Origin of the sequence: Kocuria sp. PD6 (assembly GCF_031844145.1) — a bacterium.
Classification (GTDB): Bacteria; Actinomycetota; Actinomycetes; order Actinomycetales; family Micrococcaceae; genus Kocuria; species Kocuria marina.
This window is the reverse complement of the sequence record NZ_JAUZUS010000007.1, coordinates 93,311-108,664: the sequence shown is the minus strand read 5'-3', so window position 1 is coordinate 108,664 and position 15,354 is coordinate 93,311. Positions and strand designations below refer to the sequence as shown.

General features: G+C 69.0%; 14 protein-coding genes and 1 pseudogene. 6 read left to right on the top strand and 9 right to left on the bottom strand.

What is annotated here, in order from left to right:
- Window positions 1-91 precede the first annotated feature (91 nt).
- The 7 genes and pseudogenes from Q9R22_RS08430 to Q9R22_RS08400 all read right to left on the bottom strand — a co-directional run bounded on the left by Q9R22_RS08430 (window position 92) and on the right by Q9R22_RS08400 (window position 7,878).
- Window positions 92-1,504: a TIGR01777 family oxidoreductase gene (locus tag Q9R22_RS08430; RefSeq protein WP_131333736.1), complete on the bottom strand. Its 1,413-nt coding sequence runs from the start codon at window positions 1,502-1,504 to the stop codon at window positions 92-94.
- A gap of 42 nt (window positions 1,505-1,546) precedes the next feature.
- Complete coding sequence (locus Q9R22_RS08425; protein ID WP_131333737.1) at window positions 1,547-2,674, bottom strand: Gfo/Idh/MocA family protein; 1,128 nt, start codon at window positions 2,672-2,674, stop codon at window positions 1,547-1,549.
- A gap of 139 nt (window positions 2,675-2,813) precedes the next feature.
- On the bottom strand, window positions 2,814-3,611 hold the full coding sequence (locus Q9R22_RS08420) for a carbon-nitrogen hydrolase family protein (protein ID WP_131333738.1): 798 nt from the start codon (window positions 3,609-3,611) through the stop codon (window positions 2,814-2,816).
- Window positions 3,612-3,746: 135 nt separating this feature from the next.
- Complete coding sequence (locus Q9R22_RS08415; RefSeq protein ID WP_085106837.1) at window positions 3,747-4,139, bottom strand: hypothetical protein; 393 nt, start codon at window positions 4,137-4,139, stop codon at window positions 3,747-3,749.
- Between the two features lie 197 nt (window positions 4,140-4,336).
- A complete protein-coding gene (locus Q9R22_RS08410) occupies window positions 4,337-5,125 on the bottom strand; it encodes an FAD-dependent monooxygenase (protein ID WP_242670517.1) in 789 nt (262 codons plus the stop codon).
- A 106-nt stretch (window positions 5,126-5,231) separates the two neighbouring features.
- Window positions 5,232-5,675 (bottom strand): annotated as a pseudogene (locus Q9R22_RS08405) (FAD-dependent monooxygenase); the annotation flags it as partial.
- Between the two features lie 169 nt (window positions 5,676-5,844).
- Window positions 5,845-7,878 (bottom strand): maleylacetate reductase and hydroxyquinol 1,2-dioxygenase domain-containing protein, encoded by a 2,034-nt coding sequence (locus Q9R22_RS08400; RefSeq protein WP_311254163.1) that lies wholly within the window; start codon window positions 7,876-7,878, stop codon window positions 5,845-5,847.
- A gap of 104 nt (window positions 7,879-7,982) precedes the next feature.
- Between Q9R22_RS08400 and Q9R22_RS08395 the strand changes: the two genes are divergently transcribed.
- From Q9R22_RS08395 to Q9R22_RS08370, 6 genes are all read left to right on the top strand, one after another.
- Window positions 7,983-8,948: a LysR family transcriptional regulator gene (locus Q9R22_RS08395; protein WP_131333739.1), complete on the top strand. Its 966-nt coding sequence runs from the start codon at window positions 7,983-7,985 to the stop codon at window positions 8,946-8,948.
- Window positions 8,949-9,088: 140 nt separating this feature from the next.
- Entirely contained in the window at window positions 9,089-9,904 is an 816-nt protein-coding gene (locus tag Q9R22_RS08390; RefSeq protein WP_207387860.1) for a sulfurtransferase, read from the top strand.
- A gap of 94 nt (window positions 9,905-9,998) precedes the next feature.
- Entirely contained in the window at window positions 9,999-10,676 is a 678-nt protein-coding gene (locus Q9R22_RS08385; RefSeq protein ID WP_131333741.1) for a hypothetical protein, read from the top strand.
- 227 nt (window positions 10,677-10,903) lie between these two features.
- Window positions 10,904-11,401, top strand: coding sequence for an AbgT family transporter (locus Q9R22_RS08380; protein WP_131333742.1), 498 nt, complete (start codon window positions 10,904-10,906; stop codon window positions 11,399-11,401).
- A 214-nt stretch (window positions 11,402-11,615) separates the two neighbouring features.
- A complete protein-coding gene (locus Q9R22_RS08375; RefSeq protein WP_207387861.1) occupies window positions 11,616-12,389 on the top strand; it encodes a hypothetical protein in 774 nt (257 codons plus the stop codon).
- A 251-nt stretch (window positions 12,390-12,640) separates the two neighbouring features.
- Complete coding sequence (locus Q9R22_RS08370; protein ID WP_131333743.1) at window positions 12,641-13,474, top strand: hypothetical protein; 834 nt, start codon at window positions 12,641-12,643, stop codon at window positions 13,472-13,474.
- A 244-nt stretch (window positions 13,475-13,718) separates the two neighbouring features.
- On the opposite strand, the gene Q9R22_RS08365 is transcribed toward Q9R22_RS08370, so the two are convergent.
- Window positions 13,719-14,426 (bottom strand): aldolase/citrate lyase family protein, encoded by a 708-nt coding sequence (locus tag Q9R22_RS08365; protein WP_239319856.1) that lies wholly within the window; start codon window positions 14,424-14,426, stop codon window positions 13,719-13,721.
- Between the two features lie 110 nt (window positions 14,427-14,536).
- Entirely contained in the window at window positions 14,537-15,322 is a 786-nt protein-coding gene (gene hpaH / locus Q9R22_RS08360) for a 2-oxo-hept-4-ene-1,7-dioate hydratase (protein ID WP_131333745.1), read from the bottom strand.
- Window positions 15,323-15,354 lie beyond the last annotated feature (32 nt).

Here is a 15,354-nt window from a genome sequence, read left to right as displayed (position 1 = left end):
TCCGCTCCCGGGGAGGAGAGGGACACCGCCCGACCGGTGGAGCTCTGCCCCCGCGGTGTTCCGCGTTCACACCTGAGCGGCGGGCTCAGCCTCAGCGGGTGCGCCCCAGGATGTGCTCGGCGCAGCTGCGCAGGTCCTCGTTGCGGAACCGGTACCCGCTGGCCAGGAGCTTGCCGACGTCCACCCGGTGGCTCGCCGCCACGAGTTCCTCGGTGGCCTGCGCCCCCAGAACGGCCTTGGGACCGGCCAGGGGTGTGGGGACCACCGCGGGGCGGTGCAACACACCGGCCACGGTCTTGGCGAACTCCTTTTGCCGCACGGGTTCGGGGGCGGCCACGTTGAACGGGCCCTCGGCGTCGTCGCTCAGCGCAAGGTGGGCCACGGCGCCGGCCATGTCGTCCAGGCCGATCCAGCTCTGCCACTGCTTCCCACCGCCCATGGGCCCGGACAGACCGGCCTCCATGAGGGGCAGTTGCGGTTTCAGCAGGCCACCCGTGGGTGAGAGCACCAGACCGGTGCGGACGTTGACCACGCGCATGCCGTACACGGCGGCCCCGTGCGCGGCACGTTCCCACTCCCGGCACACCTCCGCGAGGAAACCGTCCCCGGACGCGGAGTCCTCCGTGAGGATCTCGTCCCCCCGCCCGGTGCCGTAGTAACCGATCGCGGAGGCGACCACCAGCGCGCGCGGGCGCTTCTCGGCCGACACCTGGCCCAGCGCTCGCACGAGCAGGTTGGTGCTGTCCACGCGCGAGCGCATGATCTCGTGCTTCTTCGCGGGCGTGAAACGGGTAGCGATACTTTCGCCGCCCAGGTGGACGACGACGTCGACCCTCTCCAGATCGTGCGGGTTCAGCACCCCTTCGTCCGGGTCCCAGCCGATGACACCCTCACCGGTGGCGCCGCCGCGCTTGAGGCGGAGCACCCTGTGCCCGCCCGTTTCGAGTAGCGCGCACACCTGGGTGCCCACGAGCCCGGAGGAACCGGCCACCGCGATGGTGAGCCGGGGCCCGTCGTGCTGGTCGTGGAAGTCCAGGTCGGCACGCAGTTGGCGTTCCCGGTAGGCGAAGATCCGCTCGAGCTGCGGCGTCATCACGCGCTCACCCAGGTCGTTGAGCTTGCCCGCCCACTCCGGCAGTGGGCGCACCGTGACCTGGTCCCGGACCAGGGTCCCGCCGTTCTCCGTCTCCTCGAAGACGTGCCGGTGCTCCCACTCCCCCAACGGCCCGCTGACCATGCGATCCGTGAAGTACCGCGGCGGATCCCACTCACCGTGTTCGGCTGTCCAGGGCAGGTGCACCATGCCGAACGTCCCGGGCACGGAGATCCCCAGCTTGGCTTCCGAGCCCGGTTCGATCCCGTCCGACGGCGCTTGGCGCACCTGGTCGGGGCCCCCACCGAACGGCGGGGTCAGGCGGGGCAGGGCTCCGGGGCGCTCGTGCCACGCGAAGACCCGCTCCCGGGGTTGGGACAACCGTGTCTCATGGATGTACTGGTGTGTCATGGCAGTGCTGTCCGTTCGTCGAGGGGCCCGAGATGCGGGAGATCAGCCGTTCTGGGGAACCTGGTCCACGAGCTCGTCGTCCTCCGGTTCGTCCGCGGGGGTGACGCGACGGACCTGATCGGAGGTCACCGTCCGTTCCCGCTGATAGGGCTCGAGCGTGACGGGGCGGCCGGTCTCGAGCGATTCGAGGACGGCCTCGTTCACTCGCACGTCCAGCATGCCCTCTTCGCCGTCCGGTTCCGGGGCCTCGCCCCGGCGCAGGCAGTCCACGAAGTACTGGGTCTGGCCACCGAACTGTTCCACGGGGTCGTGGGCGAAGCTCTCGGAGGAGCCCTCCTGGGTGAGCGTGTACTCGATGCCCACGCCCGGACCGAAACCGAAGCACGGCTGCGCGCTGATCTCGCCCTTGGTCCCGGCCACGGTGAACTGCTCGGCGGACTCGGAGGCGTAGCTGATGGTGAACTGCGCCACCCGTTCACCCGGGAAGGTGAGGGTCACGGCCACGGTGTCGTCGAAGTTGAACTCGCGGCCCGAGGTGCGGACTCCCTTGGCGTAGACCTCCACGGGTTCGTCGTGGAAGAGGTTGCGGACCATGTTCTGCGGGTAGGTGCCCATGTCGGGGATGGGCCCACCCCAGAAGCCCGAGTGACCGCGGTGGTTCTCCTCCGTGATGTCCTGGGAGAAGGTCGCGGTGAAGAACCGCGGGTCACCGATGACCTGCTGGTCACGGACCTTCTCGATCATCTCCACGGTCGCGGGTTCCTGGTGCAGGCGGTAGGCGACCATGAGGGTGGCCCCGCCCTGCTTCGCGGCATCGGTGATGGCCTGGCAGTCCTCCACGGAGGTGGCCATGGGCTTCTCGAGCAGGGTGTGGATCCCGGCCTTCAGCGCGGGTTCCGCGAACTCGCGGTGGCGGAAGACGGGAGTGGCCACGTACACGGCGTCGATGTCACCGGACTCCAGCAGCGCGGGGTACTCCTCGTAGGAGTAGGTGGCCACGCCGAATTCCTGACCCAGCGCCTCCGCCTTCTCCGGGCTGGAGGTCACCAGGGCCGCGAGCTCCGCGTCCTCGATCCGGGAGAGCCCGGGGATGAATGCCTGCTGGGAAATCTGTCCCACGCCCACGACGGCGAAGCGGACGGGGTGGTTGTTCTGAGTGGCATCAGCCATGATTCTGACCTCCGGACTGCTCGAGTATGACGGTCCACGCCCACAAGTCAGGGGCTTATGACGTGCTACTGCCCACTGTAGGCACGGGCCGCGAGCCCTGTCAGCGCTCGTTCACCCACCGCGCACAGCTTCCCGGGTCTCAGAGTTCGCGCGCGTTGCGCAGCACCGGGATGGCCTTGCGCGTCCGCTCCACGAGCTCCGGGTCCAGGTCCACGACCGTGTAGTCCGGGGCGTCTCCCAGCCGCGCCACCACGGAACCGTCCGGCGCGGCCACCAGGCTGTGCCCCACACCGCGCGGCGCCTTGTCCGGGTTCTCCTCCCCCACCGACTCGGGGTTCGCCTGTCCCACGGCCACCACGTACGACGTCGTGTCCAGGGCTCGCGCGCGTGCCAGCAGTTCCCACTGCGCGACCTTGCCCGGCCCGTCGCCCCAGGACGCCCCGAGAACGGTGACCACGGCGCCGTCGTGCGCCAAACGCGTGAACAGACGCGGGAAGCGGATGTCGTAGCACGTGGCGACCCCCACCGTGAGGCCGCCAGCGGAGAAGGTGACCGGTTCGTCGCCGGGGTCCACTGTGTCCGACTCCAGGAAGCCGAAGGCGTCGTACAAGTGGATCTTGGCGTAGCCGCGCACGGTGCCGTCCGGGAGGGCGATCACCGCGGTGTTGCGCACGCGATCACCGTCGCCGGGGGTGAACATGCCGGCGACGATCGCGACCGAATGCTCACGCGCGAGCTCGGAGACCGCCGTGGCCCATGGGCCATCGAGAGGTTCGGCGACGTCCTTGAGGCTGCGACCGAACGCAAACATCGTGGCCTCGGGCAGCACGAGGAGATCCGCGCGGTCCTCCCCTGCGCGGCGCGCGAGCTCGCGGACGCGCTCGAGGTTGTGTTGCGAGTCGTGGGTGCTAAGCAACTGGCCGAGTGCGATACGCATATCAGTCACGGTAGCCGGGCGGCGCAGGGGTCCGGAAGCGCTGCCGGGGCGCAGGGGCCGTCTCCGCGCGGATGTCGACGGCGCGTCTCACGCGGAACCACCCGGCCACCCGCGGGTGCGGGGCGGCCCCGGGACCTATGCGTTCTTGGCGATCTTGACCGCGCTCATGATCATGGGGATCTGCAGCGGGAGGCGGCCGAGGGAGATCGCCTGCTTCGCGGCGGACGCGTGGCGCCAGTCCCACGCCATCTTGAAGTTGCCGGGCCACACGCCCACGAACAGGGCGGCCGCGGCCACCCCGCCGGCCTTGCGTGTGGCGGGGATGAGCAGCAGCGCGGCGGTCCCGAGTTCCGCGAATCCTGAGCCGATGGACCACTGCCGGGCGGTGCCGGGCAGCTGTTCGGGGATCAGGTGGTCGAACGGTTCCGGTTTCACGAGGTGCAGGGTCCCCATCCCCGTGAGTGCCAATCCGGTGAACAGCGCGGCGCGGTGGGCCCTGCGGCGGGCGGTCATCAGTTTTTTGGTCATGCTCCACGGTACCCGGGAGTAGCCGGGGCCCTTGTCGGTGTGCCTTGGACCCGTTGTGCCACGCGAGCAACAGCAGGTGGGGGTAGTCCGCCGTGTGGTCCGACTGGTGGGTGATGAACACGGCCTTGATCGTGTCGATCCCGTGCTCCAACCCGGGAGGGGACTCCCCGGAGCGGCGGTAGGACGGGCCCCACCCCTCACCGCAGTCGATGAGGTACTGCGAACCGTGCATGGTGAGCAGCGTGGAGATGCCCACCCGGTCGGAGCCGCCCCGCGCGCAGCGTCTCGGTCAGCATGGCCGCGGGATCCTCGACCATCCCGTGCGAACGGTAGGCCACGTGGTTGTCGGGGCGCACGAGCACCATGCCGCCGTCCGCGACCACGGCGGAGGACTCATAGGACTGCCCGAGCTCCACGCCGTGCGCGTTGAACTCGTAGTTCTTCAGCTCCAGGGCGTCGCGCAGCGCCTGACGACGCCGCTCCCCCTCCTCCGAGGCCTCCTTGCGTGTGGCGATCTGCCGGTTCATGGACTCGGCGTCATCGCGCGGGTCCACACCGAGCGCATCCAGCACGGCGCCGAGCTGACCGAGCGACGTGTTGGCGCGCTTCACGATCTGCTCACCCACGGGAACGCGCTCGTCCTGGTAGGAGCCCAGCAGTTCGGGACCCGCGAAGCCCTTGAACACGTACGCGAGCTTCCACGCCAGGTTGTAGGCGTCCCCGATGGACGTGTTGGACCCCAGCCCGTTGCTCGGCGGGTGCCGGTGGGTCGCGTCACCCATGGCGAAGACCCTGCCCTCCATGTTGCGCGTGGCCCGCATCTCGTTGACGGTCCACAGCGAGAAGGACTCGACCTCGATGTCCAAGTTCGGGTCCCCGATCAGGTTGCGCACGATCTCCCGCGTGGACTCCTTGGCCAGCTCCGGGGGCGGCTGTTCGATGTCGTAGCCCCACGTGATGAGCCACTTGTTCCACGGACGCACCATGCGCACGAGACCCAGACCGATCCCACCCGATCGCGGCGCCGGGCTGGAGCGCCCAGTACAGGACGGACTCGCGGTTCTCGCAGTAGGGCGAGAGGTCCATGTCGCACACGATGTTCATGGACCCGGACTTGCCCATGAGGCCCTCCATGGGCAGCCCCAGCTGCTCGACCACGCGGGAACGACCGCCATCGGCACCCACCAGGTACTTGGCGTGGACCGTGTAGGACGCCCCGGTGAGCCGGTCGTGCACGAGGGCGTGCACGGCGCCGTCGTCCTGCTGCAGCGTGACGAACTCGGTCTTCCAGCGGTACTTGGCGCCGCGCGCCTGGGCGTTGCGCACCAGGATCGGCTCCAGGTGGGTCTGCGGGAGGTCGCAGTTCAGGGACGGCGACGCCGCCACATAGTCCGCGTGCCGGTCCGGGCGGTTGCCCCACGAGCGGACTCGGCCGAGTTCCTCGCCCGCGATGGTCGTGCAGATGACCGCCTCACCGATCTGCTCGTGCGGAGCTGCCTCCGCGAGGATCTGGTCCTCAATGCCCAGGTCACGCATGATCTCGACCGTGCGCTGATTGGTGATGTGGGCTCGGGGGTGTCCGCCGTGGTCGAGTACTTGCTGACCACCAGGACGTCCACCCCCAGCGAGGCCAGGAACAGGGCGGAGGACGATCCGGCGGCGCCGTGACGGCACGGCGCTCGCGGTGGAGGGGAAAGGGGTGGGCTCAGACGTCCTCGGGGGCGAGCACCACGTCGAATCGGGTGCTGGCCCAGCTCTCGTCCAGGCGGCGACCGTCCGGGGTGGGCTCGTTCGCGTCATGCGTCTCGAACGTCTTGATCAGGGAGTCCTTGACGCCGAACACCGAGTCGCCGGCCCCGAGTTGCGGATCCCCCTCCACGAAGATGTGGGTCACGAGCGTGCGCCGCCCCGGGGCCGAGACCATGAAGTGCAGGTGCGCGGCGCGGTACGGCGAGCGCCCGGTGCTCTGCAGCATCTTGCCCACGGGCCCGTCGTGCGGGATGGGGTACGGGGTGGGTGTGAGGCCCCAGAAGCGGAACGTCCCATCGTTGTCGGATTCGAGCCATGCGCGGCCGTAGACCCGGCCGTCGGTGTGCTGGACGTCGTACAGACCCTCGTCGTCCGCCTCCCACACCTCGATGCGCGCACCCGCCACGGGGTTGCCGTCCGTGTCCTTGACGGTTCCCTCGACCCAGCACGGCTGGCCCGGGGCACCCCCGGCGATGTCTTCGCCCTGGTCGATACGCGGGGCGTCCTGGGTGAAGAACGGGCCGAACACGGTGGCTTCCGTGGCGTCCTCGTAGGCCTGGTTGTTCACGGCGATGGTCTGCATGGAGATGCCCAGCACGTCCGAGAGCAGCACGACTTCCTGACGGGTGTCCGTGGTGATGTTCCCCGCGTCCGTGAGGAACTTGATCGCGGCGTTCCACTCGTCCTCGGTCAGCCGGGTCTCGCGCACGACGGCGTGGGCGTGGGTCACGACGCTGCGCAGCACCTCCGCGAGGCGCTGGTCGGGGGACTCGTCGAAGGACGCCAGGACCTGTTCGGTGAGTTGCGCTTCGCGCTGGCACTGCTCCTCACTCTCGGTGCTGTCGGACGCGTCACCGGTCGCGGCCGTGACCACCGAGGGGTTCTCCCCCTGCAGGGCCGCGCGCAACAGCACGGTGAGGTTCTCGGTCGTGGGCGTGACCGGGTTGGACTCCGGGATGGCCTGGAGCGAGCGCTCCACGGCCTCGGTAACGTCCTCCTCGGTGAAGCCGACGTCGGACAGCGCCCGGGGTGCGTCCAGGTCCTTCCGCAGTGCGGCCAGTGCGTCGTTGGCGGCCCGGGCCTCCCCACCGGCCACGGTGCCCTCGTACCCGAGCGCGGCGGCGAGACGGCCGGCGAGTTCCGGGACGGCCGGGGCGTTGAACGCCAGGACGTACGGCAGCACGGTCGCGTGGGTCTCGGCGTGGGGCAGGTTGAACGTCCCCCCGAGCACGTGCGCGATCTTGTGGTGGATCCCCGAGCCCGCGGACGCGAACGACAGCGCGGAGAGGTAGCAGCCGTAGAGCGCCTGCTCACGGGCGCGCATGTCCTCGGGGTCCTTGACGATCCCCCGCAGGGCGATCGCGAGTGCCCGCGCACCCTCGAGCGCATGCGCTTGGTTGATGGGATCGGCCTTGGGCGCCCACAGCGAGTCCACGCAGTGCGCGAGTCCGTTGAGCCCGGACGCGACCGACAGGCCCACGGGCAGGGAACGCGAGAGTTCGGCGTCGTAGATCACAGCCTCGGGCAGCACCTTGGGGTCCAGGCCGGTGGACTTGGTGCGGTCCTCCGTCATACCCCACATGCTCGTGGCCTCGGAGCCCGCGTAGGTCGTGGGCACGGCCAGGAGGGGCAGCCCAGACGTCAGTGCGATGGCCTTGCCCAGCCCCGTGGTGGAGCCGCCGCCCACGGTGACGAGCGCGTCCACGTCCGCCTCGCGTGCGGCGTCCCGCGCGCGCTCGGCAAGTTCCACGGGGACGTGCTGGACGACGTCGTTCCACGTCAGGGCGGGCTGTGCACGCTCGGCGACCTGCCGGACCAGCTCGGCTTCGTGCTCCCCCGCGATGATCATGGGGCGCGCGGCGCCGAGGCGGTCGAGTTCGGTCACGAGGTGTTCGGCGGCCTTGCCCGCGCCGAACAGGACACGTTGTCCCAGGGTCGTGTGCTCGAAGACCATCGGCCGGGGCGCTGAGTCGGAACGCTGGATGGACATGGGAAACCTGCCTTGACTGGACGATCCTGATGTCCTTCCAGTGTGGTGCACACCATATCCATAGATCCAATACAATTTTTTCTAGGCAGATATAAGGACACATTATGGATACGCGCCAGCTCACGTACTTCCTCGCGGTCGTGGATCACCAGGGCTTCACTGCCGCGTCCGCGGCCCTGCGGATCACGCAACCGGCTCTGAGCAACACCGTGAAGCAACTCGAGAAGGAATGCGGCGTGCCGCTGCTGCACCGCGGCGCACGCGGCACCCGGCCCACCGAGGCCGGCAAACAACTCGCCACGGACGCCCGGCGCATCCTGCACGACCTCGCGTCCACCACAGCGCGCATGCGGTCGATCGCCCAGGGTCGGCGGGGTCAGGTCACGCTGTCCGTGGCACCCGCGTTCGAGTGGTGGCACCTGCCGCACGCGCTGAACATCCTGGAGAGCGCGGCCCCGGACATCGACATCGACCTGCGAGACCCCTCCCCGGACATCACACTGCGCACGTTGCACGAGGGCGTGATCGATCTGGGGGTCGTCCTGACCTCGGACCTCTCCGCCCTGCGGCGGATCCACGGCGCGGACCTCTCCCTGGAACCCCTGCTGACCATGCCGCTCGTGGTGCTGTTGCCGCGCAGCATGGACACCCTGCCGCCTTATGTCTCCTTGGCGGACCTGGCGTCCGAGACGTGGCTCGTGCCCGCCCGCTACCCGGGACTGTCCGGGCTGCCGGAGTTACTGGCCAACGTGTGGCGCGAACGCCCCACGACCCGCCCGGCGGCCGTCACGGAGGTGTCCACGCTGCAAACATGTGTCCCGCTCGTGGCGGCCGGGCGCGGGGTGGCGCTCGTGCCCGAGCAGGTGCGGGAGATCATGGGCGCCAAATGCGTGATCCGGAAGGTGCGGGAGAGCGTGGCGCAACAAACCGCCGTCGTCGGCTGGCGCACGCAGCAACCGCTGTCCCCCGCCGCCCTGCGCGTCAAGGACGTCCTGTTGGACCCCGCCACGTGGGGGCGACCCGGGGACGCCGTGGGTCCGGATCCCGCGCTCGAGCAGGAACAGAGCTGATGGCCACCTCCTGCCATAACCGGCGCTTATCGGTCATCCCGCGTTCCTCGTGAAGCGACGCACGTACCGGGCCTAGGCTGGGAGACAGCACGCGGCGTCGTCGTCGGAGGACGTCGTCGCAGGAAGTGGGGGAGATGGTCATGGACCCGTTCGTATCACCCGATTGGCTCGCCGAGCACCGCGAGGACGTGGTGCTCGCGGACGCCCGCATGTACCTGGACGGACGCAGCGCGGAGGCCGCCTACCTGCAGGGACACCTGCCCGGCGCGGTATTCGTGGACGTGGCCACCGCGCTCGCGGCCCCGGCCTCCCCGGAGAAGGGTCGGCACCCGCTGCCCGCCCCCGAGGATTTCGCCGCGGCGATGTCCCGGGCGGGCATCGGCGACGACACCACGGTGGTCGCGTACGACGACGCCGGCAACGTCATGGCCGCGCGCCTCATCTGGATGCTGCGCACCACGGGCCACCGCGCCGCGCTGCTCGACGGCGGCCTGTCTGCCGCAGGCTCCGGCGAGCTGGAACGACGCCGCACGGTCCTCCCCGAGGCACGTTTCACCCCGGTGCCGTGGCCGCCCAACGCGCTCGCGAGCATCGACGAGGCGGTCCACGGCACGCTGGTCGTGGACGCGCGCGACCGCACACGGTTCGCGGGCAACACCCCCGATCCCGTGGATCCGCGCCCCGGCCACATCCCGGGCGCCGTGAACGTCCCGTGCCGTGAGCACCTGACCGAGCGACAGACTCTGCAACCGGTGGAGCAGTTGCGGGAGCGATTCGAGCGCGCGGGGGTCACGGACGCGCACCACATGATCTCCTATTGCGGCTCCGGTGTGACGGCGTGCCACAACCTCCTCGTGGCCGAGCACGCGGGACTCGGCACGGGACGGCTGTTCCCCGGGAGCTGGTCCCAGTACTCCCACACGGACCGCCCCGTGGAGACGTCCCCTCAGGGCTGAACCATCCATCACGGTACTTACGGTTTCCCCACCTCGGTGCCAAGATGGGAAGCACCACAGTGGTTAGCGCCACGGACAGTACAGGAGGCACGTCATGACTCAGCAACCCGAGAACCCGGATCCCATCGCGTCCGCCGGTCAGATCGACGATCCCGACCAGCCCACCACCGTGCAGGGCCACGACGACTCCCGCGCCGGCCGCGACACCCAACCGGATGAGAGTTCCGCGGAAGGGGACCCCGACCAACCCGGCGCGGTCCGTCGCACCAGCGTCCCCCCGGCGGGCGCCACCGATCCGGGCACCGTCGACGGCGCGGTGAACGCGACCGATCGCGGCGGCGTCGTCGAGGAGCGCACCGTCCGTGACGACCGCGACATCGTGCGTGATGACCACGCCGCGGACCACGGCAAGCCGCCCAAGGCGTTGAAGGAGACCGGCTTCCCCAACGTGGGCGAGGGCACCGTGGACGAGCAGAGCGCACGCGACGTCGATTCGGAAGCGCTGGCCGGAACGCGGAAGTTCCAGCCCAGGCCCGGGGATCCCAACCCGAACATCTCCGCGAACCCCGCCGACCGCCCGGACGTGGACGGCGAGGTCGACGACGAGGGCAACGCCCAGTACGAGCGCGCCGAGGAGATGCCGGACATCGAACCCGTGCGGCACTCGCACATGGTCGAGGACCGTGTCCAGGAGCAGGAACGCGACTACGACCTCGAGACCACCGAGGACGGCGAGCGCTACCTCACACCCAAGGACCTGCCGAACAACTGACGGCGGTCCCCCAAGCGCGCCCGGTCGGACACCCGTTCGACCGGGCGCGACGGCGCACTGCTGCGGTTCCTGAACGGCGTCGAGTGGGTGGGCAACAAGTCGCCGCACCCGTTCTGACTCTTCGTGATTCTCGCCGGTCTCGTGGCGGTGCTGTCCGCGGGACTCGCGACGGCCGGTGTCACCGCGCAGACCCCGCGGCCGGGGACGCGGAGACCGTCCTGACGTGAATGACCAAGAAGTGCCACGCGGAGGAACGCTCCGAGGCGGAGGCCGCACGGACGGCCGAGGCCGGCGACGGCGAGCACGCCGAGACCTTCACGGCCCAGACCCTGACGGTCCCGTCCCGGCGGGAGACCACCGCCCTGTGGGCCGCCGTGGGAAGCTCGCCGTGGGCCTGGCCATCTACTTCACCCTTGTTGTTCATCCCCGGCCCACCGTTCCCCGGGGAGGACGGCAGCCCCCTGACCTCGGTGCTGATCAGCGGTGTCGCGGTGCCCATCGGGCTGCTGTTCTTCGTGTGCGGTATCGCTTACGGGATCGTGGCCGGGACCATCGACAAGGCCTCGGACGTGCCGCCCATGATGGCGTCCGCGATCACCCAGGTGGCCCCGCTGATCGTGCTCTTCTTCGCGGCCGCCCAGTTCATCGCGTGGTTCGGCTGGTCCAACATAGGCACGGTGCTGGCCATCAAGACCGCCGGGGTGCTCGGCTCCCCCACACGCTGACGCCGCAATGTTCACGGACACTTCACTCGTTGTCCCCCAAAAGGGACAGTGTTGTCCCCTTAAGAGTTCGACGTCGCCGTGAACCGCGTTCTCCCAGGTCATCGTGGGATTACGCGGGGATGGAACTGCGTTCTATGAAAATGAAAAATCACGGGTTGATTACAACGCGGATGTGGCATTGCAGCGACCCGGACAAGTTGTCAGCCTGTTTGCTATGGCGAAGACGACATCACCTCGAACATGGATGACCACCCTTGCCCTGGTCGGGGCGTTCGCAGTGACCGGATGCGGGTCCAGCAACGATTCCGGCCCGGGCAACGACGCCGCCGGGGCCACCCAGGGGAGCACGCCGCAGGGTGGGGAGCAGACGAGCACCGACGCGAGCGGCACACAGTCCCAGACCGGTGACTCGCCGTCCGGTGAGGCACAGTCCGGGGCGAGTGCCACTCCGGATGCCGACCACAGCGCGGACGTCTACGAGCTCACGGAGACCTACACGGATCCGGCGAAACTGTTCACGGTGAAGTACCCCAAGTCCTGGAAGGTCCAGAAGGACAACGGGTACCTGGAGTTGACCAGCCCGGACGGGAAGGTCCAGGGCAAGGTGGCCTCCACCAAGGTCCGACCCCCCAAGGGTGATTGGTTCACCCGCCCCGCCCACCCCCTGATCGGGGAGGAAACCGGGTTGAGCAAGCAGGTGGGCACCCAGGTGTTCACGTACTCCACCTACATCCCGGCCCCGCCGCACAGCGAGCGCAGCGACTCGATCCTGTGGGGGCTCACGGAGTCCGGCAGCCAGGGCATCGTGTCCCTCCCGGGCGGGGACAAGCGGGACGAACTGTGGGCGGAGTTCTACTACGCCCCCGTGAACAAGGGGAACCGACCGCTGTCCCAGAGCCAAGGGGTCAAGCTGGTCAATCAGATCAACGAGACGGACGAGGCCGGCACGGTGGATGCGCTCCTCAAGTCCATCCGGGCCGTCGACTAGAGACGACCCGCCGGCCGTTCGTCGGGGCGGGGCAAAGAGCGCGGGGAGAGTGGCCGGTGCGGTCATTCCGGTGGGCTGCCGGGATGACCGCACTGATGTTTTTCGGCGGGTGATCCGAGTGGGCACGCCGATCCGATCACTTGAGAACACCCCTGCGTCATGGGCAAACGCTGAGGTGTCCTGCATCACAGGTGCATCACACTTTATTGTTCACTATTGCAAACAACATGGCTCGGATCCACGCTGGAGCCATGACACACAACACAGCCCGCAGCTGGGCCATCACCCTCGGTATCACGTCCGCCCTCACCCTGACGGGGTGCACCGCGTCGAATGGCGCGGCCACCCCCACGAGCTCCGACACCACCACGCACAGCACCGCACCGCCGCAATCGGGCGGGACGGCGACGTCGACTGCGGGGTCCGCCGCGCCGTCGGCGACACAGCCCGGGGACTCCGGAACGACCGCACCATCCACGCCCTCGGCGTCGGATGCGAGTTCCGAACCGGTTGGGGCGCCCGGCGCCACCACTGAACCGACCGAGCCCGCACCGGGCGACCAGACAGGTGACACGATCGCCCTGTCCGAGACCTACACCGCGCCGGACGGGGCCTTCAGCATGAAGTATCCCGCCTCGTGGACCGCGAAGACGGATCAGGGGTACTTGGAGCTCACGAGCCCCACGGGTCAGGCGATGGGTCGGATCGCCACCACGGACGTACGACCGCTGCGCGAGGACTGGTTCACGTCCCCCCGCTACACGGTGCCCGGTGAGACCACACAGTTGTCCGAGGACATCGGGGCGCAGGTGAGCGCGTACTCCGCGTACCTCCGCAGCGCCAAGGGTCCGGACGAGGACTCCGTGCTCTTCGGCCTCTCACAGGTCAACTCCTCCGGCCTGGTGAGCCTGGCGGGAGGCGAGACGGGTCGCGAGTTGTGGGTCGAGTTCTCCACCGGCCCGGTCAACACGACCGGGAGGTTCGTCACCGATAAGGAACTGGTCGACATCCTGAACACCACGGTCGCCACTCACCCGGACGTCCCCGCCATCCAGGCGATGCTGCACAGCATTTCCATGGACTGACACGCGACGCACTGAGCCACAAGATTCCAGGCAGTGCCGCGTGCATTCTGGGGTATGCGGAAGCCAGTATCGAAATTCTGGGCACCCTGGAGCCAGTATCCGGCGAGCGAGTGGTTTTGGAGTGCCTAGGAAATCGTGCCTGGCTTTAGCTGCCCCAGAAATCGCCGGTGGCTTCGGAGTGCCTCGAAGTGCGCGGATGGCCTGCCGGGCCCGAGAGCTGCGGCGCGACGCCGGCCCTCGGCGGCTACTTCCGGAACGCCTCCAGCAGGGCCTTGCTGCCGGCGGCGAGCAGAGCGACGTCGGCGCCCACGTTCACGAAGTCCGCGCCCGAAGCGAGGTAGTCCCGCGCCTGGTCCTGGGCGAACGCGTTGACGCCCACGAACTTACCGGCGGCCTTCACCTCCGAGATCACGTGCTTCACGGCGGCCACGACGTCCGGGTGGGTCTGCTGACCGAGCAGCCCCATGGACGCGGCGAGGTCCGACGGGCCGATGAACACGCCATCCACGCCGTCCACGGCGGCGATCGCGGCGGCGTTCTCCACGGCAGCGGCAGACTCCGCCTGAACGATCAGCGTGATGGTCTCGCGTGCCCGGGTCAGGTACCCGGGGATCCGGTTCCACCGGCCGGAGCGGGCCAGGGCGGAGCCGACGCCGCGCACACCCCCGGGCGGATAGGCCACCGCCCGAGCGGCGGCCTGCGCCTCTTCGACCGAGTCGACCATGGGCACCACGAGCGACTGGGCGCCGAGGTCCAGGTACTGCTTGATGAGCACCTCGCTGTTCTCGGGGACCCGCACGACCCCGAGCGTGGGGTAGGCGGCGATCGCGCGCAGCACGGACTGGATGGTCTCGAGCGACAGCGGCGAGTGCTCGCCGTCGATCAGCAGGTAGTCGAAACCGGCCCCGGCCAGGATCTCCGCGGCGGCGGGATCCCCGGAGGAGTGGAACATCCCGATCACCGGCTGATCGTCAGAGGCCAGCGGGAAGAGGTCCTTGAGGCTCGGCAGCACACCGGGCAGGTTGGGAGCGTCCTCCGCGCGGAACGCGTGGATCAGATCGTTCACTCGAACCGACATGTGATGGCCCCCAGATCTCCGTAATCGGCGTGCACGGTGTCCCCGGGGTGGACCCACATGGGCTTGGTGAAGGAACCGGCCAGCACGATGCTTCCGGCGGGCAGGGTGTCGTCGTGCGCGGCGAGCTTGTTGGCCAGCCACGCCACACCGTTCGCGGGGTGGTTGAGCACGGCCGCGGCCACGCCGGTGTCCTCGAGACTCTCGTTGCGGTACAGCAGCGCGGAGACCCAGCGCAGGTCCACGGAGTCCGGAGCCACGGGGTTACCGCCGTAGACCATCCCACCCAGTGCCGCGTTGTCCGAGATGGTGTCCACGATCGTGCGACCCTCCATCTCGAGGCGCGAACTGAGGATCTCCAGCGCCGGGACCACGTACTCGGTCGCGCGCAGGACGTCGAAGATGGTCACGTTCGGCCCGGTCAGCTCGTCCCGGAGCACGAACGCGAGTTCCACCTCGATGCGCACGTTCGAGTACTGGTCGTGGCGGATCACGGAGCCGTTCTCGTACACCTGGTCCGCGAAGATCGCCCCGTAGTCCGGTTCGGTGATGCCCGTGGCCTCCTGCATGACCTTGGACGTCAGCCCGATCTTGCGCCCCACCAGCCGACGTCCGGCGGCCTCGCTGCGGCGGCGCCACTCGTTCTGCACCGCGTAGGAATCCTCCACGGTCATCTCCGGGTACTGCTGCGTGAGCCGCGGAATCATGGTGCGCTCGCGCTCGGCCGCGGCCAGATCGTCCGCGATCTTAGTGATGCGTTCCTTCTCCAGCATGGTGTCTCCCTCGCGTTGGTCGTGGAAGCCGA